The following is a 25,885-nucleotide window of genomic DNA, read 5'->3' on the forward strand; positions in this document are numbered from 1 at the left end:
TATATTATAAATTTGCTATATATATATTAATAATGAAATTTAAAATAAAAGATGTAATTTCCAAGTTAGAGAAATTAGCTCCTGTAGAATATGCTGAACATTATGATAATGTTGGATTAATAACAGGATTCTATGATCAAGAAATAAAAAATATATTAGTTACTTTAGATTTAAATGAAGAGGTCATTATAGAATCTATACAAAAAAAATGTAATTTTATAATAACTTTTCATCCAATTATTTTTAACCCAATAAAAAATATTGTAGGAAATACTTACTTTAAAAAAGTATTAATTTGTGCATTAAAAAATGATATAGCAATTTATACTATTCATACTAATCTAGATTATATTTGTAATAATGTTTCTTCTTATGTAGCAAAAATATTAAAAATTAGTAAAAATAAAGTTCTTATTCCAAAAAAAGGAATAATGAAAAAATTATATGTTTATGTTCCAGTTAATTATGCAAAAAAAGTTAGAAATTCTTTATTTGAAGCAGGAGCTGGAAATATTTCTAATTACAGTCATTGTAGTTATAATTTTGATGGATTAGGAAGTTATATGGGAAATGAAAAAACTAATCCTTTTATTGGTAAAAAAAATATTTTTCATATGGAAAAAGAAACATGTATTAGTGTTATATTTCCATCTTATAAATTAGAAGATATAAAAAAAGCTATTTTTAATAATCATCCATATGAAGAAATTTCATACGAAATTCATAACATAGAAAACATTAATCCTAATATAGGTATTGGTATAGTAGGATTTCTTGAAAAAGAAATGAGTGAATATGATTTTCTATATTTTTTAAAAAAAAAAATGGATTTATTTTATATTAGACATTCAAAATTAAGAAAAAAATCTATTAGAAAAATATCAATAATAACTGGATCAGGTTCTTTTGGTATATATCCATCTATAATGGAAAAATCAGATGTTTTTATTTCATCTGATTTGAAGTATCATGATTTTTTTAAATCAAATGGGAATATTCTTATTATAGATATAGGTCATTATGAATCTGAAAAATTTGTAAAAAAAATATTGAAATCTTTTTTGGAAAAAAAATTTCATTCTATTTTTGTATATGAATCAAAAATTAATACTAATCCAATAAAATATTTTTCATAAAGTAAAGTATGATTTGTAAGATAAAAAAAAATAATTCTATAGAAGAAAAATTAAAAATTTTATACAATATTCAACTAATAGATTCTCGTATTGATGAAATAAAAAAATTTAAAGAAAATGTTCCTATGGAAATGAATATTATAAAAATAGAATTAGATAATATAAAAAACAATCTAAATAATATTAATACAGATATTATTTATACAAAAAAACATATAGAAAAAAAGAACGAAAATATAAAAAAATCTGAAATTTTAATAAAAAAATATGAAAATAAAAAAAATAATATAAAAAATAACAAAGATTTGTATTCAATTGATAAGGAAATTGATTATCAAAAATTGGAAATTCAACTTTTTAGAAAAAAAATAAAGGAATTAAGTGTAAAAATACGTGAAAAAAAAAATATTTTAGATAAAATGGAATCTATGATGGAAGATAAAAAAAAACATATTTCTTATAAAAAAGAAGAATTAAATAACATTCTATACAAAAATAATAAAGAAGAAAAAATTTTATGTAAACATATTTCATTACTTCACAAAAAAATAGATGATAGACTATTGCAATCTTATAAAAAAATAAGAAATAGAATGAAAAATGGAATTGCTGTTTCTCCAGTTGAAAGAGGAGCTCCATTAGGTTCTTATTTATCAATAACTCCTCAAAAATATTCTGAATTGATGCAAAGGAAAAAAATTTTAATAGATGAACATAGTGGAAGAATATTGATAGACTCAGAATTAGCTAAAGAAGAAAAAAAAAAATCTATTGTTTTTAAATATAAAATAAAAAATAAATAATTTTTATTATGGTTATTACTTATTCTTCAAATAAGAAAACAAAAACAACTATAAAAAATTTTCTATTATTAGAAGTAAATACATGGAAAAAACAATATATTAATACATTCCTTTCTAATAAAGCAAATGTAATAATGTTTATATGCAATCATTGTCCTTATGTAAAACATATTAATATAGAATTAGTACGTTTATCAAATGAATTTATGAAAAAAGAAATATCTTTTATTGCTATTAATTCTAACAACTCAGAAAAATATCCAGAAGATTCTCCAAAAAATATGAAAAAGATATCTATAAAATATAATTATCAATTTCCCTATTTTTTTGATGATAAACAAGAAGCAGCCAAATATTACGGAGCAAAATGTACTCCTGAATTTTTTATATTTTTAAGAAAAGATAAATTATATTATCATGGACAATTTGATGATTCTAGACCAAGTAATAAAATACCAGTTACAGGAATGAGTATAAGAAACGCATTACAAAATATAATTGATAATAATTTGATAAAAAATTATCCTATTGTAAATAGTAGCTGTGGATGTAATATTAAATGGAATTCTTAAAATTATTCTCATAATAATTTGGAATAATATCTAAAAAATAATTAACAGATTCATTTATATTTTTATTTAATAAAATACATCCTGATGCATTTTTATGACCTCCACCTCCAAAATACTTTCTAGCAAGTATATTTACATCAAAATTTCCTTTTGATCTAAAAGAAATTTTCACTGGATATTTATTTTTTTCTTGAAAAAACAATACAGATAAAACAATATTTTTAATGTTTAACCCATAAGTAATAATACCGTCAGTATCTCCTTGTTTATATGGATCATAAGATATATCTTTTTCTTCTATACTTGTATAGACAGTATGATATTTTTTTATAATTTTTAAATTTTGTAATGCTTTAGATAATAATTTTAATCTATTTTCATTATAATTTTCATGCAAATTTTTATAAATATAATATACATCTACTTGTTTTTCTATTAACTTTCCTGCAATAAAATGGGTTTCTGAATTTACAGAAGAAAATCGAAAATAACCTGTATCAGTCATTAATCCAACATATATACATGTTGCCATTTCTTTATCTATTTTATTAAAATCTCCCATACTAGATATAAATCTATATACAATAACACTTGTAGCAGATGCCTTTAAATCATGAAAAATAATGTCAAAAAAATGAATAGGATTAGGATGATGATCTAACAATATATTTTTTGAATTTGAACATAATAATAAATATTCTTTTAGTTCATCTCCTATTCTTGATAAATTATTAAAATCTATACAAAAAATATAATCAGATTCTATAATTTTTTTTCTAATTAAATTTCTAGTTTTTTCTGACAAAACTAAAATATTTTTAATGCCTGGTAGCCAGGAAAAAGATTTAGAATATTCTGTTGGTGATATTATATCTACAAAATGTTTATACTTTTTCAAGTATAACATAAGAGCCAAAGAAGACCCTAAAGCATCTCCATCGGGATTTTTATGAATTAAAAGTATTATTTTATTTTTTTTATTATGAAAGTCATGATATAACATATATTATTTTTTTTTTAATCCTAATTCTTTTCCTTTTTTCAACATTAAAGAATAAGCAGAAGAATATTGATTAGATATTTTTCCTTCTAGAATAGAATTTTTAATATAATCTTTTATAATTCCTATTTTTTTACAAGGATATATATCAAATACATTCATAATATCATTCCCTGATATTGGATGTTTCCAATTCATAATATGATCTTTTTTTTCTAAATTTTTTATTCTTTTTATAAGAAAAAAAATATTTTTTCTATAAATATTTTTTTTTTCTATATTATTTGTAGTAATATCTGATAAACATAATTTAATTAAATCATTTAAATCATTTCCAACATCAAATAACATTCTACGTATAGCAGAATCACTAACTTCTGATCCTATCAAAGATATAGGACGATTACTATATTTAATAATTTTTTCTACATAACGTATATTATTTTTAGGTAATTTTAAACGTTTAAATATATCATAAATCATTTTACTACCTACATATTCGTGAGAATGAAAAGTCCATCCTATTTTTGGAATAAATTTTTTTGTATTAGTTTTTCCTATATCATGAAGTAATCCTGCCCATCTTAACCATAAAGAACTATTTTTATATCTACTCAAATTATCTATTACTTGCAAAGTATGATAGAAATTATCTTTATGCTTAGATCCATCTTTTTCTTCTACTATTCTTAATGATGTTACTTCAGGTAAAATAATAGAAAATAATCCTGATTTGTACAATAATAATAAACCAATAGAAGGTTTTTTAACTAAAAGTATTTTATTAAATTCTTCAATAATCCTTTCTTTAGAAACAATATAAATCCTATTTTTATTTTTTTTTATAGATTCAAATGATTTTTTTTCAATATTAAAATTAAGTTGAGAGGCAAATCGTATAGCACGCATCATTCTTAACGGATCATCTGAATAAGTATTATCAGCATTCATTGGCGTTTTTAACAATTTTTTTTTTAAATCTAATAATCCTTTAAACGGATCTATTAATTTACCATAATTTTTACGATTTAAACTTATTGCTAAGGTATTTATAGTAAAATCTCTTCTATTTTGATCATCTTCTAAAGATCCAATATCAATAATTGGATTTCTACTATTATAATTATAAGATTCTTTTCTAGATCCTACAAATTCTATTCTTTGATTATTATACTCTAACATTGCTGTTCCATAACGTTTAAATATTTTAATTTTTGGATTATATTTAGTATAATTAAAAATTTCATATGCTACTTTTTTTGCTAAAATTATTCCTTTTCCTATGGTTAATATATCTAAATCTGCAAATTCTACATTATTTCCCAATAATAAATCACGGACATATCCTCCTATTACATAACTATCTTGTTTTATTCTAATAGAAGAAAAACTAATAATTTGAAATATTTTTTTTTTAATAGCATATGATAAATTCATTATTTACGAATAACTTTTATTTTATTTGATACTATTTTTAGTATAGTAGATTCATAAAAAATAGATTTTTCATTTCTACGAAGATTAACAATATAATCTACTTTTTTTAAAATTCTTTTATTAATTTCTGAAAAAGATCTTGGAGTTACATATCCTGATAAATTAGCAGAAGTAGAAATAATAGGTCTATTTAATTTTTTAATTAAATTTATACAAAACAAATCATAAGTTAAACGAACAGCTAATTCATTATTCCAATTAACTCTAGAATATTTTGAGATAACATTAGACTTATAAATTTTATCATATATTACTGTAATAGGTTTTTTATTTTTTTTACAATCATATATTACAATTTTTTTAATAAAATCTGATATTGGTCCAACTATATTTTGTAATCTATTTATACTATCTACCAATAATATCATAGGTTTATATTTATCTCTTTTTTTTATTCTATATATATTTTCTATAGAATTTAAATTAAAAGCATCACATCCTATTCCCCATACAGTATCTGTAGGATATAATATAATTTTTCCTTGCATTAAAACATCTATACTATTATATAATTCATTTTTAAATTTAAAATACATTTTTTATACTGAAATATTATGCGTTCTTAATGCATCATTTAATGATGTTTTTTTATTTGTACTTTCTTTTCTCTTTCCTATAATTAAAGCACATGGAACATAATATATACCTGCAGGAAATTTTTTAGGATAAGAACCTGGTATAACTACAGAATACCTAGGGACAAAGCCTTTTATTTCAATAGGACTATTATTTGTTATATCAAAAATCTTTGTGGTTGCTGTCAAAACAACATTAGATCCTAATACAGCTCCTTTCTTAATAAGTACTCCTTCAACCAATATACATCTTGACCCCAAGAAAACATCATCTTCTACAATAACAGGATGTGCTTGTAAGGGTTCTAATACTCCTCCTATACCTACTCCTCCACTTACATGAACACGTTTTCCAATTTGAGCGCAACTACCAACTGTAGCCCATGTATCTATCATAGTTTCTTTTCCTATATATGCTCCTATATTAACATAAGAAGGCATAAGTACAACTCCAGGAGATATATATGATCCGTATCTAGCAATAGCATGAGGAACTACACGTATACTTTTTTCTTGAAAATTATTTTTCAATGGAATTTTATCATAAAATTCTAATGGACCTATTTTTATTTTATTCATTTTTTGAATTGAAAAATATATTATTATAGCTTTTTTTATCCATTGATGAACTATCCATTTTTTATCTAAAAAATTACATACTCTTATTGATCCTTTTTCTATGTTTTCAATAACTTCTATAACTGATTTTTTTATATTTTTATCAATTAACCATGCTTCTTTTTTTTTCCATGCATTTTCTATTTCTAATCTTAATCTATCCACTTTATTTATCTAAGATTTTTTTGTTAACAAAATTAACAAATATATATATATTGTAAAAAATAATTTTTTTGATAATATGGGAAAAATATTGGGATTAGATTATGGAAAAATTGTTTCTGGATTATCAATAACAGATGAAAATAAAATATTTGCATTTGGGTTAGATTATGTTTTGACTAAAAATTTGATATACATTTTAAAATCAATAATTATTTGTGAAAAAATTGATGAATTGGTAGTTGGAATGCCTATAGATTTAAATAATAAAATTGAAATATTTTTAGAAAAAAGAATACAAAAATTTTTAAAATTATTTTATAAATTATATCCAAAAATACAAGTTAAAAGAGTAGATGAACGATTTACATCAAAAATATCTGAACAAACTATAATTTCTATGAATATGAATTTAAAAAAAAAATAAATAAAAAAATTTTAAATAAAATTAGTGCTATTATTATATTACAATCTTACCTTAAAATTAAAAAATGAAAATTAAATTTTTATTATTATGATATTACCTATTATTTTTTATGAAAATTCTATTTTAAGAAAAAAATGCGAAAATATAGATTTTTCTTATTCAAAAAAAGAAATCATACAATTAATAACTAATATGTTTGAAACTGTTAATAAAGCAAATGGATTAGGATTATCTGCTCCTCAGATAGGAAAAAACATAAAAATATTCATATTAAATATACCATATGATAATAATAAAAATTATGAAGAAACATTTATAAATGCAAAAATAATAAAAATTTTTGGGAAAGAATTTGAATTTAATGAAGGATGTCTTAGTATTCCTGGAATAAACGTTCCTATAAATAGAAAATCTAATGTAATAATTGAATACTATAATCGTAATTTTAAAAAAAAGAAAAAATTTTTCGATGGAATATATGCAAGAGTTATATTACATGAATATGATCATTTAAATGGAAAACTACTTACAGATTATGTAAAAGACAAAAAACTTATAAAAAAAAAATTTAATTATAATCACGAGTAAATATACTCTACTAATTTTTTTAAGTTAGTTGAATCATTTGTAGATATATCAGATAACACTTTTCTGTTAATTTTTATATTTTTTTTTAATAATTTATTTATAAAATCAGAATAAGATTTTCCATATATTCTAACACCAGCATTTATACGTCTTATCCATAAAGATCTAAAATCTCTTTTTCTTTTTTTTCTTCCTGAATATGAATAAAAAAGAGATTTTTCTACAGCATTTTTTGCAACAGTATATATTCTATTTCTAGATCCATAAAAACCTTTAGCTAATTTAATAATTTTTTTTCTTCTTTTTCTGGATGAAACTGAATTAGTTGATCTTGGCATTAATAATTATATTTGTCTATTTATATTACTTTTATCTGATTTTTTTATCAAATAGAATTTATTAATATGTCTTTTTCTTTTTTTTGATTTTTTTGTTAATAAATGACTTTTATATGAATGTCTTCTTTTTATATTTCCACTAGATGTTCTTCTAAATCTTTTTTTTGATCCTGATTTTGTTTTCAGTTTGGTCATAATAAAATTAATTTATAAATTTTTTAGGAGCTATAATCATATACATTCTTTTCCCCTCCATAACTGGCATTTGTTCTACTTTTCCATATTTTTCAATTTCTTCTGCAAATTTTAATAATTTAATTTTTCCTTGTTCTTTATAAACTATAGAACGTCCTTTAAAAAAAACAAATACTTTAACTTTATCTCCACGAATTAAAAATTTTTCAGCACTTTTTACCTTTACTTTTCCATCATGATCTCCTATTTGAGGTCCAAATCTAATTTCCTTAGTATTTATTTTTGTTTGTTTTGCTTTAAATTGTTTTCTCTTCTTTTTTTGTTCATATAAATATTTCTTATAATCTAGAATTCTACAAACTGTAGGAGTTAATTTTGGATTAATTTCAACTAAATCCAAATTTCTTTCTCTAGCAACAGAAATCATTTCTTTAGTATTATATATTCCACTTTTCATATTGGAATCTTCAACTAAACGGATCATATTAGATTTAATATTTTCATTAATTCTATGAATATCTCGTTTTTTTGATACTGCTCTATAGATTCTTCTTCTTTTGTTTCCTTTTGATAATTTCTTTTTTATAATGTTTAAAGTTTTAAAAATTTATTTTATTCAAAATATTTTTTATACCATTAATATAAGAAAATTTTCCTATATGTCCTAACCCATGACGCCTTAATGATATTAAATCACCTTTTTCCTCTTTTTCCCCTAGTATAACCATATAAGGTATTTTATTATTTTCAGAATCTCTAATCTTTTTACTAATTTTTTCATTTCTATTATCTATAAAAACTCTAATATCATTCTTTAACATTAAATTTAAAATTTTTTTTGCATAAACAATATATTTATTACTAATAGGAAGTATAACAACTTGATCAGGAACCATCCATAATGGTAAATTACCTTTAGTATTCTCAATCATTATTGCTATTATTCTCTCCAAAGAACCAAAAGGAGCTCTATGAATCATAACAGGACGATGTATTTTATTATCTTTTCCTTTGTAATATAAATTAAATCTTTCAGGTAAATTATAATCTATTTGAATAGTTCCCAATTGCCAATTTCTATCTAGACAATCTTTTACTAAAAAATCTAATTTTGGACCGTAAAAAGCTGCTTCCCCATAACTAATAGTAGATTCTATACATTCTTCTTTAACTAATTTTAATATTATATTTTCTGCATTTTTCCAATTTTCTTTAGATCCTATGTAATTATTTATTTTTTTTGGATCTCTAAGAGATATTCTTACAGTATATTCTTTAAATCCTAAACATTTAAATACATAAAATACTAAGTTTATAACTTTTTTAAATTCATATAATAATTGATCATATGTACAAAAAATATGAGCATCATCTTGAGTAAAAGATCTTACTCTAGTTAATCCATGTAATTCTCCACTTTTTTCATATCTATATACCGTTCCAAATTCTGCAAAACGTTTAGGCAAATCACGATAAGACCATTCTTGAGATCTATAAATTTCACAATGATGAGGACAATTCATAGGTTTTAATAAAAATTCATCTTCCTCACAAGGAGTTTGTATTGGTCTAAAACTATTTTTTCCATATTTATTCCAATGTCCACTTTTAACATATAAATTTTTATTACCAATATGTGGTGTTATAACCATTTCATATCCATACTTTTTTTGTATTTTAATCAAAAATTTTTCTAAATTATCTCTAATAATAACCCCCTTAGGTAGCCATAATGGTAATCCATTACCTACTTCTTCAGAAAAAAGAAATAATTTTAATTTTTTTCCAATTTTTCTATGATCTCTATTATGAAAAATAGATTTATTTTCAATCATATATTTATATAAAATATTTTTTATGTTAAAAACAAATATAATATAGATGCCATTATACATCCTATAATAGGTCCTATTATAGGAACAAAAGCATATCCCCAATCACTATTTCCTTTACCTCCAGAAATAGGTATTATAGAATGAATTATTCTAGGACCTAGATCTCTAGTAGGATTTATAGCTGGACCTGTAGCTCCTCCTAATGATAATATAATTCCTAATATTAATAAAGAAGATGGTAAATAACCTAAGGCACCTAATCCTACAGGAATTTTTTTTTCTTCTCTAAGAAAAATACTTCCTTCAGAAGTAAGAAATAATGAAATGAAAATAAATACAAATGTAGATAAAACTTCACTGAAAAAATTAGAAAATAAATTTTTTATAGCAGGTATTGTAACAAAAACAGATAATTTATCTTTTTCACTTTTGGTATTTAAAAAATAATCTTTATACAAAATCCATACTATAAAAGATCCTAACATTGACCCTATTAATTGAGACAATATATAAAATGGAACTAAGTTCCATGTAATTTTACCAATTATAGCATAACTTATTGTAACACATGGATTTAAGTGTGCTCCACTATATGGAGCAGATACTACAATTCCCATAAAAACAGCTAGAGCCCATCCTATTGTTATAGTCAACCATTCTCCATTTTTTTCATTTCCTTTAGTTTTTGATAAAACAACATTAGCTACTACTCCATTTCCTAGAAGTACTAATATTGTTGTTCCTATTATTTCTGCATATATTGCTTTCATAATTAAATATATTTATTATTGTATAGACCAATAACGAGTTGTTTTAATTGCTTTTTTCCATCCTTCAATTATTTCTAATCTTCCAGACATTTTTCTAGGATTAAATATTATTTTTTTCATTTTCCATTTATTTTTAATATCATCTAAGCTACTCCAATAATTAACAGCTAATCCAGCTAAATAGGCTGCACCAGCAGCTGTTAATTCAGATATTTTATATTTTACTACACCTACATTAAGTATATCTGATTGAAATTGCATTAATAATTTATTTACAGTTGCTCCTCCATCAACACGAAGCTCTTTAATAGAAATTCCAGAATCTGCTTCCATAGCTTTTAAAATATCCATATTTTGAAATGCTATACTTTCTAATGCTGCACGAACAAAATGTGCATATGAAGTTCCTCTTGTTATTCCAACAATAATACCTCTTGCTTTTTGGTCCCAATAAGGAGCTCCTAATCCAGAAAAAGCAGGAACAATATATAATCCTTCGGTATTATTTACTAACGATGCTAATTTTTCTGATTCATTAGAAGATGATAAAATACCTAATCCATCCCTAAGCCATTGTACTACTGCTCCAGCAATAAATACACTACCTTCCAAAGCATATTGAACTTGATTTTTAATTTTCCATGCTATAGTTGTAATTAAATTATTTTGAGAAAAAACTGGATTATCTCCTACATTCATTAACATAAAACATCCTGTTCCATAAGTATTTTTAACCATTCCAATTTTAGTACACATTTGTCCAAATAATGATGCTTGTTGATCTCCAGCTATTCCAGAAATAGGTATTCTATAAGAAAGAATATTTCCTGTAGTATATCCAAATATTTCGCTAGATGATTTTACTTCCGGTAAAATATTTAATGGAATTTTAAATAAATCAATTAATTCATTATCCCAATTTAAAGTATTAATGTTAAATAACATAGTTCTAGAAGCGTTAGTTACATCTGTAACATGAATTTTTCTTCCCGTTAAATTCCATATTAACCATGAATCTATTGTACCAAAAGCTAATGATCCTGAGTATGCTTTTTTTCTTGCTTCTGGAATATTATCCAATATCCATTTTATTTTAGTTGCAGAAAAATATGGATCTATTATTAATCCTGTTTTTTTTTTAATCATTTCAGTTAATCCTTCCTTTTTAATTTGATCACAATACTTTGATGTCCTTCTATCTTGCCATACTATAGCATTGAAAATAGGTTTACCTGTATTTTTATCCCATATTACAGTAGTTTCTCTTTGATTTGTTATTCCTATTGATACAATATTACTTCCATTCAAATTTGCCTTTAACATTGCTTCTAATGCAACAGAAGCTTGTGTAGACCATATTTCTTCTGCGTTATGCTCAACCCATCCAGGATTAGGATATATCTGAGTAAATTCTTTTTGAGCTATGGAAATTATATTGCCAACATTATCAAATATAATAGCTCTAGAACTAGTGGTTCCTTGATCTAGGGATAATACATATTTATTCATATATAAAGAAAATTACCACTTTATATTCTTATCTTTAATTATAAGATGATGGATAATAATATTTTATAGCTAATTTTTTAAAATAATTTATCTGAGATTTTTCCCAATCTTTGTTTTTTGATAGTTCTTTAGCCATTATAGATGCAATTTTTGGAGCTATTTCTATTGCTTTTTTTGCATTTAAAAATAATAATCTAAATCTTCTTGCTAAAACATCTTCAACAGTTCTAGCCATTTCATAACGTACCATCCATATAACTTCAGCCTCAGTAAAACAAAAATTACTGTTAGGAAATAATTTATTTCCTAAAATAGGATTTTCACATATCAATTTTTTTATATTATATTCATCTTCTCCATACTTTTTCCAATAAATATTATTTTTTTCTTTTTCATTATAATTGGATCCATGAATTTTTAAATTTTTTGTTATAGAAGGTTTTTTGTATAAATTACCTACAATAATAGCTTTATTAATAACATCTTCAGCCATTTTTCTATATGTAGTCCATTTTCCTCCTATTATGTTAATTAATCCAGATTTACTAATTATAATTTTATGTGATCTAGATATATCTTTTGCTTTAGTATTAGTATTATTACTACCATATGGATAAAAAAGAGGACGAAGACCTGAAAAAGCACTTAATATATCACTTTTTTTAGGATTAAAAATAAAATATTTTTTAAATGTTTTAAGTATAAAATTAATTTCATTTTCTAATGGAACTGGATCAAGAATTATTTTATTTAAAAAAGTATCAGTAGTTCCTACCAATACATGATCATACCAAGGAACACAAAATAAAATTCTTCCATCAGAAGTTTTAGGAATTACTATAGAACTTTCACTGCTAAAAAAAGATCTATTTAAAACAATATGAGTTCCTTGACTAGGTTTAATTGATAATGAACATTTATTTTCATCCATTTTATAAATAGATTCAGAAAAAATACCTGTAGCATTTATAACAACTTTAGATCTAATAGAATACTCTATATTGTTTTCAACATCAAAAGCCAATACTCCTGATATTTTATTTTTTTCTTTTTTTAAATTTTTAACTTTAAAATAATTCAGTAAAATTCCTCCTTTTTTAACACAAGTTTGTGCCAAATTAATAGCTAATCGAGAATCATCAAATTGTCCATCATAATATATTATCCCTCCTTTTAAATTATTAGGTTTTATTTCAGGTACTTTTTTTATGATATCATTTCTAGATAAAAATTTTGATTTTCCAAAACTTAATGATCCTGATAACCATTCATATAATTTTAATCCAGTCCAATACAAAGCTCCTGTTTTCCAATTAAAAATTGGAATAATAAATTCTTTCTTTTTTACTAAATGAGGAGCATTTTTTAATAAAAATCCTCTTTCTTTTAAAGCTTCATAAACTAATTTTATATTTCCTTGAGATAAATACCTAATTCCTCCATGAATTAATTTAGTACTACGACTAGAAGTCCCTTTAGAAAAATCTGATTGTTCTAATAAAAGAGTTTTATATCCTCTAGATGAAGAATCTAAAGCTATTCCTATTCCAGTCGCTCCTCCTCCAATAACTATAACATCCCAAATGTTAATACTTTTTAAAATGCTTAAAAATTTCCCTCTATTCAAAAAATTTATCATCATACTTTATAAAATGAAAAATTTAAGCTTAAATACCATAATTATATTAGTAGTAATTTGTTTGTAGTTTATTAAAAAAAATTAAACGAACAAAATTAAAAATATTTTTAATAAAATAAAATTTTAATTAAAAATTAAACTAAATATTATTACTTTTATTTATCATTTTAGATAAAAAATCTTTTATAATTTGTTTTCCTGAATATCCAGAAGTATTTATCTTTTTTAGTACTTTATTCATATTATAAAATTGTTTAAAAAACATATCTATATCTTTTAAAGGATATCCAGATCCTTTAGATAATCTTATCCTTCTGTTTATGTCATCAAATAATTTTGGATTTTTTCTTTCATCAGGAGTCATAGATAAAATAATAGTTTCTATTCTTTTAAAAGAATTTTCTTTTTTATCAAATAAAAAAAACTTTTCCATACCAGGTATCATAGATATTATATTTTTTATACTACCCATTTTTTTTATTCTATTTACTTGATCTAATAAATCATAAAAATTAAATTTATTTTTAGATATTTTATTATAAATTCTATTAGTTTTCTTTTCATCAAATTGTTCTTGTACTTTTTCAACAAAAGAAACTACATCTCCCATTCCTAATATACGATTAGCCATTCTATCTGGATAAAAAATTTCTATATCATCCATTTTTTCTCCAATACTTATAAATTTTATAGGTTTTTTAGTTACACTTGATATAGTAATAGCTACACCTCCTTTACTATCACCATCTAATTTAGTTATTACAATACCATCAAAATTTAATAAATTAGAAAAATTTTTTGCAGTATTAATTGCATCTTGTCCAGTCATAGAATCTACAACAAATAATTTTTCATTTAAATCAAAATTATTATTAATTTGTTGTATCTCTTTCATCATAAAATCATCTACAGCTAATCTTCCAGCTGTATCAATAATAATAATATTATTTTTGTTTTTATATGCATGAGGTATAGATTTTTTTATGATGTCAATTACATTTTTATTTTCTTTTAAAGAAAAAACAGGAACATTAATTTTGTTTGCTAAAGCATTTAGTTGATCTATTGCAGCTGGTCTATAAATATCTGCAGCTACTAACAAAGGATTTTTACCTTTTTTTTTTAAAAAAAGAGAGAGTTTAGAAGAAAAAGATGTTTTTCCACTTCCTTGTAATCCAAATAATAAAATAATTGAAGGATTTTTAGATATATTTATATCTACTTTTTTTCCTCCCATTATACTAACTAATTCATCATGTACTAACTTTATAATAAGTTGTTTTGGATTTAAATCATCTAAAACATTTTTTCCAATATATTTATTTTTTACTTTTTTTATAAATTCTGATACAACTTTATGATTAACATCTGCGTCAATTAAAGCTTTACCTATTTCTTTTAAAACAATAGAAACATTTATTTCTGTAATTTTATTATTTCCCTTTAAAACACGAAAGGCATTACCAATTTTTTTTTGTAAAGTTTTGAACATTTGTAAATGAGTATTAATTTAATATGTTATATTTGATCTACCATTTTTATACCTAATAAATTCATTGCGGATTTTATAACATTACCTGTAATGTGAATAAAATGCATACAAAAATTACTGCTAATAATATTCATAGTATTAATTAATCTTTTTTTTTGATAAAGATGATTGAATGTTTTAGAAACATCATAAACATAATTAGCTATTAAAGAAGGATTCATTTTATTAGCTGAACTGTTTAAAATTATTAAATATTTATAAAGAATTTTAATCATATTTTTTTCATATATATTTAATGTAATATTATCAAAATAAAAATTGTCAATAACACATAAATTAAAAAATTTCTTTTCTAAAGAACGAATCCTAGAATAGGTATATTGGATATAAACACCTGTTTTACCTTTAAAATCTATTGATTTAACAGGATCAAAAATAATTTTTTTTTTTGGATCTATTTGAATAAAATAATATTTCAATGCACATAATCCTATTTCTTTATAAGAATAATTAAATGATTTATTAATTTTTTTATCTTTTTTTTTGTAAAAAATATATTTTGCCGTATTTTCCATTTTAGATATTAAGCTATCTATATCAACAATATTTCCTTCTCTTGATTTCATTTTACCACTTGGTAAAAAAACCATTTCGTATGATAAATGAAATATTTTTTTTACCCATGTATATTTTAATCTTTTTAATATTTTAAATAGATTACAAAAATGACTTTCTTGTTCTTTTCCTACAATATAAACCATTTCATCTATATTATTTTCTTTAAAACGTTTTATAGCATTTCCTATATCCTGAGTAATGTATACAGATGTTTGATCTGATCTTAACAATAGCTTTGATTCATATCCATCTTTTTTTAAATTAATCCAAATTGATCCATCAGATTTTTTAAAAAAAATACCTTTTTTTAATCCTTTTATTATAATATCTTTTCCAAATTTATAAATTTGACTTTCATATTCTGTTTTATCAAAATTAATTCCTAAATCATTATAAGTATTTTTAAATCCATCATAAACCCAACTATTCATTTTTTTCCATATATCTATAATTAATTTATCTCCTTTTTCCCATTTTTTTAACAAATTTCTTGCTTTTTTTAAAATTGGAGTTTCATTATTTTTAAATATTTTAATTTCATCATTATAAATTTTATCAAACAAACTATAATATTTTCCGACAAAATGATCTCCTTTTATATTACTTTTTTTTGGGGTATTATCATTTCCAAATTTTTTCCATGATAATAAAGATTTACAAATATGTATTCCTCTATCATTAATTATTTGTATTTGTATTACTTTATGACCAACTATTTTTAATATATTAGAAATAGACGATCCTATTAATATGTTTCTTAAATGGCCTAAATGAAGTGGTTTATTTGCATTAGGAGATGAATATTCTACCATAATTTTTTTCTTTTTAAAAGAAAAAAAGTCTTTTATGTCAGAAAAATTTATACTAGACATTTTTATAATTAAAAATATATAATATTTATTATAATAAGTAAAATTTAAAAATCCTTTATATATAGAAAATTTTACAAATCCTTTTAATTCATTTTGTACATAATATCCTATATTATTTCCTAATTCATTTATGGATTTATTTAATTGTTTAGATAATGAAAATAATATTAAAGATATATCTCCTAAATTATTATTTTTAGTATATTGAAAATTTAAATTTATATTAATTTTATATAAATAAAATACAGCATTTTTTACAGACTTTTCTACTGTTTTTACATCATATTTCAGATGATTATTCATTGTATGATTTATTTTTTTAATATTATGACTTTTCTAATAAAAATCTCCATTTAAATGGATCTTTAGATAAATTATGTTGTATATCTAATAATCTTTTTTTTAAATACATAGAAATCCTATTTTTATCAGATATTTTTGGTAAACAATAGTCAATACCTTTATAACTAATTATTTTAAAAAAAGTTATAACAGCAGCTGTTCCACATCCAAAAGCTTCTTTTAACTCTCCATTTTTTAATCCTTCTATAATTTCCAATATATTTAAATCTCTTTCTTCAACTTTTATTTTATCTTTTTTAGCTATAGAAATAATACTATTACAAGTAATCCCACTTAATATGTTATCATTAAATTTAGGAGTAATTAATGTATCTTTGAATAGAAAAAAAACATTCATAGTTCCTGATTCTTCTACTTTAGTATGAGTAGAAGAATCAGTCCATAAAATTTGATCAAATCCTTCTTCGTTAGCCAATCTAGTTGGATAAAAAGAAGACGCATAATTTCCAGCAGCTTTTGCAAACCCTACTCCACCTGAAACAGATCTTCCATATTTTTCCTCTACTTTTATTTTTAAAGGTTTATTATAATAAGAATCAACTGGAGTTGATATAATCATAAACATATAATTTTTAGATGGTTTCGCTGATAAAATTCCGTCTGTTGCTATTAAAAAAGGACGAATATATAAAGATTGACCATAATTGTTAGGAATCCAATCTCTATCTAAATCAATTAATTTTTTTAATCCGTTCATAAATATTTCTTCTGGAATAGAAGGCATTTCTAAACGAATAGCAGATCTATTCATTCTTTTAAAATTTTCTTTTGGTCTAAATAAAAAAACATTGTTATTTTTATCTTTATATGCTTTCATTCCTTCAAATACAGCTTGTCCATAATGAAAAACAAGTGATATAGGAGAAACAACTATGTTTCCAAATGGTTTTATCGTAGAATTTTTCCATATTCCATTTCTATATTCAGAACAAAACATATGATCAGAATAATAACTACCAAAAGATATTTTTTTAAAATTAACTTTCCTTAATTGTGATAAAAATGTTTTTTCTATTTTCATATTTATATTAATTCACAAATAATATATAACATAAAATATCATTAAATAAATATATGGATAATACCAATAATTTCAATAAATTATTATTCTATAATTATTTTTAATACATTATCTATAATATTATCAATAGAAGGTTTAGAAAAATAATCACCATCAGATCCATAAGCAGGTCTATGTTCTTTAGCTGTTATTGTAATAGGTTTATTATCTAAATAATAATAACCATTTTGTTTTTCTAAAATATTTTGTAATATATATGCAGAGGCTCCTCCTGGAACATCTTCATCTACAATTAATAATTTACTAGTTTTTTTTAAACTTTTAACTATATCTTTACGTAAATCAAATGGATATAAAGATTGAACATCAATAATTTCAGCTTCTATATTAAATTTAATTAATTCTTTTGCAGCTTCATCTACAATTTTCCAAGTAGATCCATATGTTACTATAGTAATATCTTTTCCTTTTCTTGTTATATCTACTATACCAATAGGAGTTTTAAATAAACCTAAATTACTAGGTAATAATTCTTTAATCCTATATCCATTAAGACATTCAATAACTAAAGCTGGATCATCTGATAATAATAATGAATTATAAAATCCAGCTGCTTTAACCATATTTCTTGGAACTAATATTAAAATACCTCTCAAATAATTAATTATACCACCCATAGGAGATCCAGAATGCCATATACCTTCTAAACGATGACCTCTAGTCCTTATAATAAGAGGAGATTTTTGCCCGCCTTTAGTTCTATACTGTAAACAGGCTAGATCATCACTCATAATCTGTAATGCATATAATAAATAATCTATATATTGTATTTCAACTATGGGGCGTAATCCTCTCATAGCTAGGCCTATACCTTGACCTATAATAGTAGATTCTCGTATTCCAGTGTCAAATATACGATTTTCTCCATATTTTTTCTGTAATCCTTCTAATCCTTTATTTACATCACCCATTTTTCCAACATCTTCTCCAAATATTAAAAGATCAGGATATAATTCTAACAATTTATCAAAATTATCTCTTAATATTATTCTTCCATCTACTTTATTAATATATTTTTTATTATATGTTGGAAAAATTTCTATTATATTTTTAAATGATTGTTTAGAATTACTAAATAAATGTGAAGAATAATTTTTTTGTTCTTCTTTATATTTTTTATTTATCCAATTTGTTAAAATACATTTCAATTTTGAATAAAAATTTGTTTTATCTAATGTATACAGTATTTTTTTTATTAAAATAAATATTGATTTTTTATTAATTATATTTTTGTTTTCTAATTTTTTTATATAATTATTTATCCAAAAATATTTATTATTTATATTATTATAGTTTATATTATTATTAATAATATTTAATGCTTCATTTTTTAATTTATCAATAGATTTTTTAAAATCATTCCATGATTTTTTTTGTTCATTTTTAACATATTCTTTAGCTTCTATATCTATTTTAGATAAAATAAAATCTCCATCTACAATTTTAGATCCTTTAAGTTCAAAATTTAAAATCCAATTTCTAAATTTTATTAAACTATCGTTTTTATATTCCCATTCTAATCGTTCTTTTGGTTTATATCTTTCATGTGAAGAAGAAGTTGAATGACCTTGTGGTTGTGTTAAATTTTTTACATGAATAATTACAGGAACATACTCATAACGAGCTATTTTATTTGCTATAAAATATGTATTTACAAGATCAATATAATTACTTCCTTCTACTTGAAAAACTTCAACACCTTTTTCATTTTTATTTCTAATAAATCCATATAATAAATCTCCTATATTATTTTTTGAAAAATGGTATTTATTAGGAACTGATATTCCGTATTCATCATCCCAAATAGATAGTATTATAGGTACTTGCAATACTGATGCTGCGTTTATAGTTTCCCAAAATAACCCCTCAGAAATGCTTGCATTTCCAATAGTACCGAAAGCTACTTCATATCCATTTTTTGAAAATTTTTTATGTGTAAATTTTAAATTTTTTAGTTTTCTATAAATTTTTGAAGCATGTGCTAGCCCTAATAATCTAGGCATTTGAGATGCAGTAGGAGAAATATCAGAACTAGAATTTTTTTTTTTAGTAAGATCATCCCATTCCCCATATTCATTTAAAAAACGTGTTCCAAAATGAGAAGTCATCATTCTTCCTGATGAAGAAGGATCAAATTTTATATCTGAATGAGCATACAATTGAGAAAAAAAATTTTTAACTGTTAATTCTCCAATAGCCATCATAAATGTTTGATCTCTATAATATCCAGAACGATAATCACCATTTCTAAAAATTTTAGACATAGCTATTTGAGGAATTTCTTTTCCATCACCAAATATTCCAAATTTAGCTTTTCCATTTAAGACTTCTTTTCTACCTAAAATACTAGTTTCACGACTTATCTTAGCTAATTTATAATCTTTTAATATCATTTTTTTCAAGGAATTAAAAGACATTTTATTGAATAAATCATAAAATCTTTTATTATTCATGATAACAGAATTTTCATTTATAAATTTCTTTTTTTAATTTTGAAAATTATATTCATAATTGTTATAATGATAAATTATTTTGGAAAAATAACTCTTTCTATCATAAAACCAGATGCGGTTAAAAATGGATATATATGCCCTATTTTAATAAAAACATTTAATGCAGGATTTAATGTAAAATTAATAAAAACAGTTAAAATTTCTAAAAATCTAATATCAAAATTTTATGAAGAACATAGAAAAAAATATTTTTTTAATTCATTAATAAAATTTATGTCTTCCGGTATTATAGTACCAATGGTATTAGAAAAAAATAATGCAGTAAAAGATTTTAGAAATTTGATAGGAAATACAGATCCAATAATTGCAAAAAAAGGTACAATACGAAATTTATATGCAACTTCTTTAGAAAAGAATGCAATTCATGGATCTGATAGTAACATAAAAGCTATCAAAGAATGTATTTTTTTTTTTCCAAACATTATAAATAATATCATAAAATCATGAAAAAATATTTTTTTAATATTATTATATCTATAATAATTTTTTTTACTATAATAGGTCTTTGGAGTATTAGTATATACAATAATCTAATACTATTAAATGAAAAGATAAAAAATCAATGGGGGCAAGTAGAAAATGTTTATCAACGAAGATTAGATTTAATACCAAACTTAGTTAATACAGTAAAAGGAGCTGCTTCATTTGAAAATAAAACATTAACACAAATAGTAGAAGCTAGATCTAAAGCTAATTCTATTCAATTAAATTCAAATGAATTAGATCAAAATCAAATAAATAAATTTGAAAAAACACAAGAAAATTTAAATAATTACGTAGGAAAATTATTAGTAGTAGTAGAAAATTATCCAGATATAAAATCTACAAAAAATTTTTCTGAATTACAAAACCAATTAGAAGGAACTGAAAATAGAATTAATGTTGAAAGAAATAGATTTAATGAACAAGTTGGTAATTTTAACACTTATAGAAATCAATTTCCTAAAATAATTATTGCAAATTTTTTTGATAAGTTTAAAGAAAAAGGATATTTTAAATCTCAAAATGGATCAAATAAATCTCCATTGATAGATTTTTCACATTATTAATATGAAAATAGTTTTTAAGAAAATATTATTTTTATTAATATTATTAAATATTATTTCTTTAATAAAATTAGAAGGAAAAGAATTTACTACATTTATAATACCAAAACCTCCTAATGTAATATATCCTGTTCATGATTATGCAAATGTTTTATCTATAAAAGAAATAAAAGATATTAATAAAAAATTAATATTATATTCTAATAATACATCTACAGAAATATTGGTGATATTAGTTAATAGTATATACAAAAATGATCCAAAAATGATAGCCCAAGAATGGGGTGAAAAATGGAAAATAGGTGGATTAAAAAATAATGGAATTGTTATATTATTATCAATTAAAGATAAAAAAATATCCATACAAAATGGATATGGAATTGAACCTTATTTAACAGATTTTTCAACAAAAGAAATACTTAATAAAAGTAAACCTTTTTTAGAAAAAGGTTTTTATTATAAAACTATTAATTATTGTATAACAAATATATATAAAAAATTAGGAAATTATTTTTATAAAAAAAAAATAGTTAGACAAAAATCAAATATAATTTCCATAATTACAAGTATAGTTTTATTTATACTGATTTTTTTTATATTCCCAAAAATATTAGGAATTGATTTTTCATTAATAAATACGTTATTTATGATAAACTTATTTAAAAATAACAATAATATTAATAATCAAAATCATTATCATTATGAATATAATGATGAAGATGATTTTGATGGATTTGGTAATGGAGGTAGCTTTGGAGGTGGAGGTAGTGAAGATACTTGGTAATGTTAGTATTTTTAATTTTTTTTCAAAAACTTTAAATATTTTTTTAGAAATATTATTTTTTCTAAAATATCCATTTTTTTTTTCTTTTCTTTTAAAAGAATATGTTTTGGTACATATAATATATATTTATTATTTGATAAATTTTTATCAATTATATATAACATTTTTTTAAAATGAAGTATTTTATTATTAATATCATCAATAAAATTTTTATTTTTTTTATAGTATTTATATTTTAACGTTTTTTTTTCTTCTATAGAAATAAAAAATTTTTCTGAATCTATGATAAAAAAATATAAAAAAGAAGAATTATTTAATTCTTTTGATAAATAAATTACTTTTGAAACATTTACCATATTTGATAATATCAATTTACATTCTTTACTTTCTTTTTTCATAGAAAATAATATGAAATTATGGATATTAGGTATGTTATTTTCGTTTATAATATTACGTATTTTTGATATAATACTAATAATTCTTTTAAAAGAATAAATGACCTCCATATTATACTTATTTTTTTTTGGCCATGATGAAATAATTAAAACATTTTTTTTTTCTTTTTTATTTATAATACTCCAAATTTTTTCTGAAATAAAAGGAATATATGGATGAAATAATTTTAAAATTTTATTAAATTGGTTTACTGTAAAATCAAGTATATTATTAGATATTCCATGTTTTTTATTAACTAATTTTATTATTTCAAGATAAATAGAACAAAAATCATTCCAAAAAAATTTATATAAAATCATTAATGATTCATTTAATTTAAAATTTTTAATATTGTAATCAGATATTTTTAATATATAATAAAAACGATTTTTTATCCAATTAGAAACATAATTATTTATAATTTTTATATTATCATCATCAATAAAAATAGAATTACAATTTTTATTTTTTTTATTAATCCAACTTTGTATTAAACGAAAAGAATTCCATATTTTATTTATAAAATTTCTTCCTTGAATAAATATTTTTTCATCAAAATGAAAATCTCTTCCATCAACATTTTTTAATATCATACTAAATCTAACAGCATCTGCTCCATATTTATCAATTAAATGAATGTAATTAGGAGAATTATTTAATGATTTTGATATTTTTTTATTATTAAAATCTCTAATAATACCTGTAAAAAAAACTTTTTTAAAAGGTATTTTTTTTTTAAAAAATAATCCAGACATAATCATTCTTGCAACCCAAAAAAATAATATATCTGATCCAGTAATTAAATTATCAGTAGGATAATAATAACATAGTTCTAAATTATTTGGATATATAATTCCATCAAATAATGACAAAGGTAACAACCAAGAAGAAAACCATGTATCCAAGACATCCATATCTTGATTAAGATCATCATAAGTAAGATTATAATTATTAGTTATACGTTTTACTTCTATTAAAGCCTTTTCTATATTTTCTTCTACCACAAAATTATTATTTCCTTTTCCATAATAATATACAGGAAGACGATGCCCCCACCATAATTGTCTAGATATATTCCAATCACATATTTTATTCATCCATTGAAAATAAATCTTTTTATATTTTTTTGGATAAAACTGTATTTTTTCATTTTTTACAGCTTTTATAGCTGGTTTAACTATATCATCCATTTTTAAAAACCATTGTATAGACGGAATATATTCAACTATAGAAAATGTTCTTTCTGAAAATCCTATATTATGAATAATTTTTTCCTTTTTCAATAAAAATCCTAAATTATTTAACTCTTCAACTATCATTTTTCTTACACGAAAACGATTTATACCTTTATAATGGTATCCATTATCATTTATAGTAGCATCTTTATTAAAGATATTTATTATATCTAATTTATATTTATCTGAAAGAATTTTATCTTTAATATTATGAGCAGGAGTAACCTTAAAACATCCTGTTCCAAAATTCATATCTGCGTATAATGAATCCTGTATTACAGGAACAGATCTGTTAATAATTGGAACTATAACGTTTTTTCCTCTTACATGAATAAATCTTTCATCTTCAGGATGAAAACAAACGGCTGTATCACCAAATATAGTTTCAGGTCTTGTAGTTGCTATGATAATATAATTATCTTCATTTTCTATTTTATATTTTATATAATATAAATTTTCAGTTTTTTTTTTATAAATTACTTCTTCATCAGATATAGTAGTTTTTGCAACTGTATCCCAATTAACTACTTTATATCCTCTATATATATATCCTTTTTTATATAATTTTACAAATGCTTTTATAACGGATTTATATAATTTATCATCCATTGTAAATTTAATTCTATTCCAATCACAAGAACATCCTAATCTTTTAATTTGATCATATATAATATATTTATGATCTTTTACCCATTGTAATACTAAAGAAATAAATTTTTTTCTTCCTAAATCAAATTTATTTAATCCTTTTTCTTTATATAATTTTTCTGATACTTTAGCTTCTGTAGCAATAGATGCATGATCAATTCCAGGAATCCAACAAGTGTTATATCCATTCATTCTAGCGTATCTTATAAAAACATCTTGTATTGTATTATTTAACATATGTCCTATATGAAGAACTCCAGTAATATTTGGAGGAGGCATAATAATTGTATAAGGAACTCTATCATCTGGAAAAGATGAGAAATAATTACCTTTTATCCATTTTTCATATATTTCTTTTTCTACAAATTTTGAATCATATTTAATAGAAATATCCATAAAAATAATAATTTTTTTAATGAATATAATATTAATTGCATCTGTTTCCAAAAATGGATTTATAGGAAAAAATAATAAATTAATGTGGCATCTTCCTAATGATTTAATAAGATTTAAAAAATTAACTTTAGGAAAGTATATTCTTATGGGAAGAAAAACTTTTGATTCAATAGGAAAAATACTTACAAAAAGAACAAACATTATCCTGACAAGGAAAAAAAATAAATTTTTACATTTAATAGAAAAAAAAAATATAAAAATTGTCTCTTCTTATGAAGAAATAGAACATTTATATTGCAAAGAAATTTTTGTTATTGGAGGAGGACAAATATATAATAAAATGATAAAAAAAGCGAAAAAAATAGAACTAACATTAGTTCATAAACATTTTAATGGTGATACTAAATTTCCAAAAATAAATATAAATAAATGGAAAAAAACAAAAGAACTTTTTAATAAAAAAGATAAATTTCACTTATACGATTATAGTTTCATAAGTTTAATAAGAAAATAAATAAAATTAATCTCTTTTATCTAATTCTTTTTTTATTTGTGCAGAAAGTTCATAGTATTCATTAATAATAGTTTTATATAATAATATATTGAGATCTTTATTTGTTATTTTTCCAAGATTTTTAACCTGATTTTTTTCTTTTAGAAATAGAAATTCATTTTCTTATATTTATAGAACATTATTAGTAAACTAATAATTTTTTTTTGTTGTATAAATAGTAATTT

25 protein-coding genes are annotated in these 25,885 nt (G+C 21.8%); 9 read left to right on the forward strand and 16 right to left on the reverse strand.

The window, feature by feature from the left end:
• Positions 1-32 precede the first annotated feature (32 nt).
• The 3 genes from H0H39_RS00770 to H0H39_RS00780 are packed head-to-tail and all read left to right on the forward strand — an operon-like array spanning position 33 to position 2,511.
• Positions 33-1,136, forward strand: a complete 1,104-nt coding sequence (locus tag H0H39_RS00770; protein ID WP_185877496.1) for a Nif3-like dinuclear metal center hexameric protein — start codon at positions 33-35, stop codon at positions 1,134-1,136.
• Between the two features lie 8 nt (positions 1,137-1,144).
• Positions 1,145-1,939: a zinc ribbon domain-containing protein gene (locus H0H39_RS00775; RefSeq protein ID WP_185877497.1), complete on the forward strand. Its 795-nt coding sequence runs from the start codon at positions 1,145-1,147 to the stop codon at positions 1,937-1,939.
• Positions 1,940-1,947: 8 nt separating this feature from the next.
• Entirely contained in the window at positions 1,948-2,511 is a 564-nt protein-coding gene (locus H0H39_RS00780; RefSeq protein ID WP_185877498.1) for a thioredoxin family protein, read from the forward strand.
• Here H0H39_RS00780 and H0H39_RS00785 read toward each other — a convergent pair.
• The 4 genes from H0H39_RS00785 to H0H39_RS00800 are packed head-to-tail and all read right to left on the reverse strand — an operon-like array spanning position 2,495 to position 6,366.
• Positions 2,495-3,514: a DHH family phosphoesterase gene (locus H0H39_RS00785; RefSeq protein ID WP_185877499.1), complete on the reverse strand. Its 1,020-nt coding sequence runs from the start codon at positions 3,512-3,514 to the stop codon at positions 2,495-2,497. The two genes, H0H39_RS00780 and H0H39_RS00785, sit on opposite strands and share 17 nt — an antisense overlap.
• Before the next feature lie 3 nt (positions 3,515-3,517).
• Positions 3,518-4,948, reverse strand: a complete 1,431-nt coding sequence (locus H0H39_RS00790) for a CCA tRNA nucleotidyltransferase (protein ID WP_185877500.1) — start codon at positions 4,946-4,948, stop codon at positions 3,518-3,520.
• The gene (locus H0H39_RS00795) at positions 4,948-5,544 is read right to left on the reverse strand and encodes an L-threonylcarbamoyladenylate synthase (RefSeq protein ID WP_185877501.1); all 597 of its coding nucleotides are present in this window, start codon (positions 5,542-5,544) and stop codon (positions 4,948-4,950) included. Before H0H39_RS00795 ends, H0H39_RS00790 begins: the two co-directional genes overlap by 1 nt.
• A gap of 3 nt (positions 5,545-5,547) precedes the next feature.
• Positions 5,548-6,366, reverse strand: a complete 819-nt coding sequence (locus tag H0H39_RS00800) for a 2,3,4,5-tetrahydropyridine-2,6-dicarboxylate N-succinyltransferase (RefSeq protein WP_185877502.1) — start codon at positions 6,364-6,366, stop codon at positions 5,548-5,550.
• A 76-nt stretch (positions 6,367-6,442) separates the two neighbouring features.
• On the opposite strand from H0H39_RS00800, the gene H0H39_RS00805 reads away from it, so the two are divergent.
• A complete protein-coding gene (locus H0H39_RS00805; RefSeq protein WP_238785658.1) occupies positions 6,443-6,790 on the forward strand; it encodes a RuvX/YqgF family protein in 348 nt (115 codons plus the stop codon).
• An 87-nt stretch (positions 6,791-6,877) separates the two neighbouring features.
• The gene (gene def, locus H0H39_RS00810; protein ID WP_185877503.1) at positions 6,878-7,378 is read left to right on the forward strand and encodes a peptide deformylase; all 501 of its coding nucleotides are present in this window, start codon (positions 6,878-6,880) and stop codon (positions 7,376-7,378) included.
• Here def and rplT read toward each other — a convergent pair.
• From rplT to H0H39_RS00865, 11 genes are all read right to left on the reverse strand, one after another.
• Positions 7,369-7,716 carry a 50S ribosomal protein L20 gene (gene rplT / locus H0H39_RS00815; RefSeq protein ID WP_185877504.1) on the reverse strand — a complete coding sequence of 116 codons (348 nt, stop codon included), beginning with the start codon at positions 7,714-7,716 and terminating at the stop codon, positions 7,369-7,371. The genes def and rplT overlap by 10 nt on opposite strands.
• 6 nt (positions 7,717-7,722) lie before the next feature.
• Positions 7,723-7,911 carry a 50S ribosomal protein L35 gene (gene rpmI / locus H0H39_RS00820; protein ID WP_185877505.1) on the reverse strand — a complete coding sequence of 63 codons (189 nt, stop codon included), beginning with the start codon at positions 7,909-7,911 and terminating at the stop codon, positions 7,723-7,725.
• Positions 7,912-7,918: 7 nt separating this feature from the next.
• Positions 7,919-8,458 carry a translation initiation factor IF-3 gene (gene infC / locus H0H39_RS00825; RefSeq protein WP_394798441.1) on the reverse strand — a complete coding sequence of 180 codons (540 nt, stop codon included), beginning with the start codon at positions 8,456-8,458 and terminating at the stop codon, positions 7,919-7,921.
• A gap of 52 nt (positions 8,459-8,510) precedes the next feature.
• Positions 8,511-9,746, reverse strand: coding sequence for a threonine--tRNA ligase (gene thrS / locus H0H39_RS00830; protein WP_185877506.1), 1,236 nt, complete (start codon positions 9,744-9,746; stop codon positions 8,511-8,513).
• Positions 9,747-9,766: 20 nt separating this feature from the next.
• On the reverse strand, positions 9,767-10,516 hold the full coding sequence (locus tag H0H39_RS00835) for an MIP/aquaporin family protein (protein WP_185877507.1): 750 nt from the start codon (positions 10,514-10,516) through the stop codon (positions 9,767-9,769).
• Positions 10,517-10,531: 15 nt separating this feature from the next.
• The gene (gene glpK / locus H0H39_RS00840) at positions 10,532-12,025 is read right to left on the reverse strand and encodes a glycerol kinase GlpK (protein ID WP_185877508.1); all 1,494 of its coding nucleotides are present in this window, start codon (positions 12,023-12,025) and stop codon (positions 10,532-10,534) included.
• A gap of 34 nt (positions 12,026-12,059) precedes the next feature.
• Entirely contained in the window at positions 12,060-13,667 is a 1,608-nt protein-coding gene (locus tag H0H39_RS00845) for a glycerol-3-phosphate dehydrogenase/oxidase (protein WP_185877509.1), read from the reverse strand.
• A gap of 136 nt (positions 13,668-13,803) precedes the next feature.
• Entirely contained in the window at positions 13,804-15,156 is a 1,353-nt protein-coding gene (gene ffh, locus H0H39_RS00850) for a signal recognition particle protein (RefSeq protein ID WP_185877510.1), read from the reverse strand.
• 26 nt (positions 15,157-15,182) lie between these two features.
• Entirely contained in the window at positions 15,183-16,949 is a 1,767-nt protein-coding gene (gene argS, locus H0H39_RS00855) for an arginine--tRNA ligase (RefSeq protein ID WP_185877511.1), read from the reverse strand.
• A 22-nt stretch (positions 16,950-16,971) separates the two neighbouring features.
• Entirely contained in the window at positions 16,972-18,030 is a 1,059-nt protein-coding gene (locus tag H0H39_RS00860; protein WP_185877512.1) for a branched-chain amino acid aminotransferase, read from the reverse strand.
• A gap of 83 nt (positions 18,031-18,113) precedes the next feature.
• The gene (locus H0H39_RS00865) at positions 18,114-20,543 is read right to left on the reverse strand and encodes an alpha-ketoacid dehydrogenase subunit alpha/beta (RefSeq protein ID WP_185877513.1); all 2,430 of its coding nucleotides are present in this window, start codon (positions 20,541-20,543) and stop codon (positions 18,114-18,116) included.
• A gap of 66 nt (positions 20,544-20,609) precedes the next feature.
• On the opposite strand from H0H39_RS00865, the gene H0H39_RS00870 reads away from it, so the two are divergent.
• From H0H39_RS00870 to H0H39_RS00880, 3 genes are read left to right on the forward strand one after another with little or no spacing between them, the layout of a single operon-like run.
• Positions 20,610-21,050 (forward strand): nucleoside-diphosphate kinase, encoded by a 441-nt coding sequence (locus H0H39_RS00870; RefSeq protein WP_185877514.1) that lies wholly within the window; start codon positions 20,610-20,612, stop codon positions 21,048-21,050.
• Entirely contained in the window at positions 21,047-21,652 is a 606-nt protein-coding gene (locus tag H0H39_RS00875; RefSeq protein ID WP_185877515.1) for a LemA family protein, read from the forward strand. The genes H0H39_RS00870 and H0H39_RS00875 overlap by 4 nt, the downstream gene beginning before the upstream one ends.
• Position 21,653: 1 nt before the next feature.
• Entirely contained in the window at positions 21,654-22,433 is a 780-nt protein-coding gene (locus H0H39_RS00880; RefSeq protein ID WP_185877516.1) for a TPM domain-containing protein, read from the forward strand.
• A gap of 11 nt (positions 22,434-22,444) precedes the next feature.
• Here the strand turns inward: H0H39_RS00880 and H0H39_RS00885 are convergent, their stop codons facing one another.
• Complete coding sequence (locus H0H39_RS00885) at positions 22,445-25,147, reverse strand: valine--tRNA ligase (protein ID WP_185877517.1); 2,703 nt, start codon at positions 25,145-25,147, stop codon at positions 22,445-22,447.
• 19 nt (positions 25,148-25,166) lie between these two features.
• Between H0H39_RS00885 and H0H39_RS00890 the strand changes: the two genes are divergently transcribed.
• A complete protein-coding gene (locus H0H39_RS00890; protein ID WP_185877518.1) occupies positions 25,167-25,661 on the forward strand; it encodes a dihydrofolate reductase in 495 nt (164 codons plus the stop codon).
• Positions 25,662-25,885 lie beyond the last annotated feature (224 nt).

This window comes from Blattabacterium cuenoti, from assembly GCF_014252315.1.
GTDB classification, from domain to species: domain Bacteria; phylum Bacteroidota; class Bacteroidia; order Flavobacteriales; family Blattabacteriaceae; genus Blattabacterium; species Blattabacterium cuenoti_AI.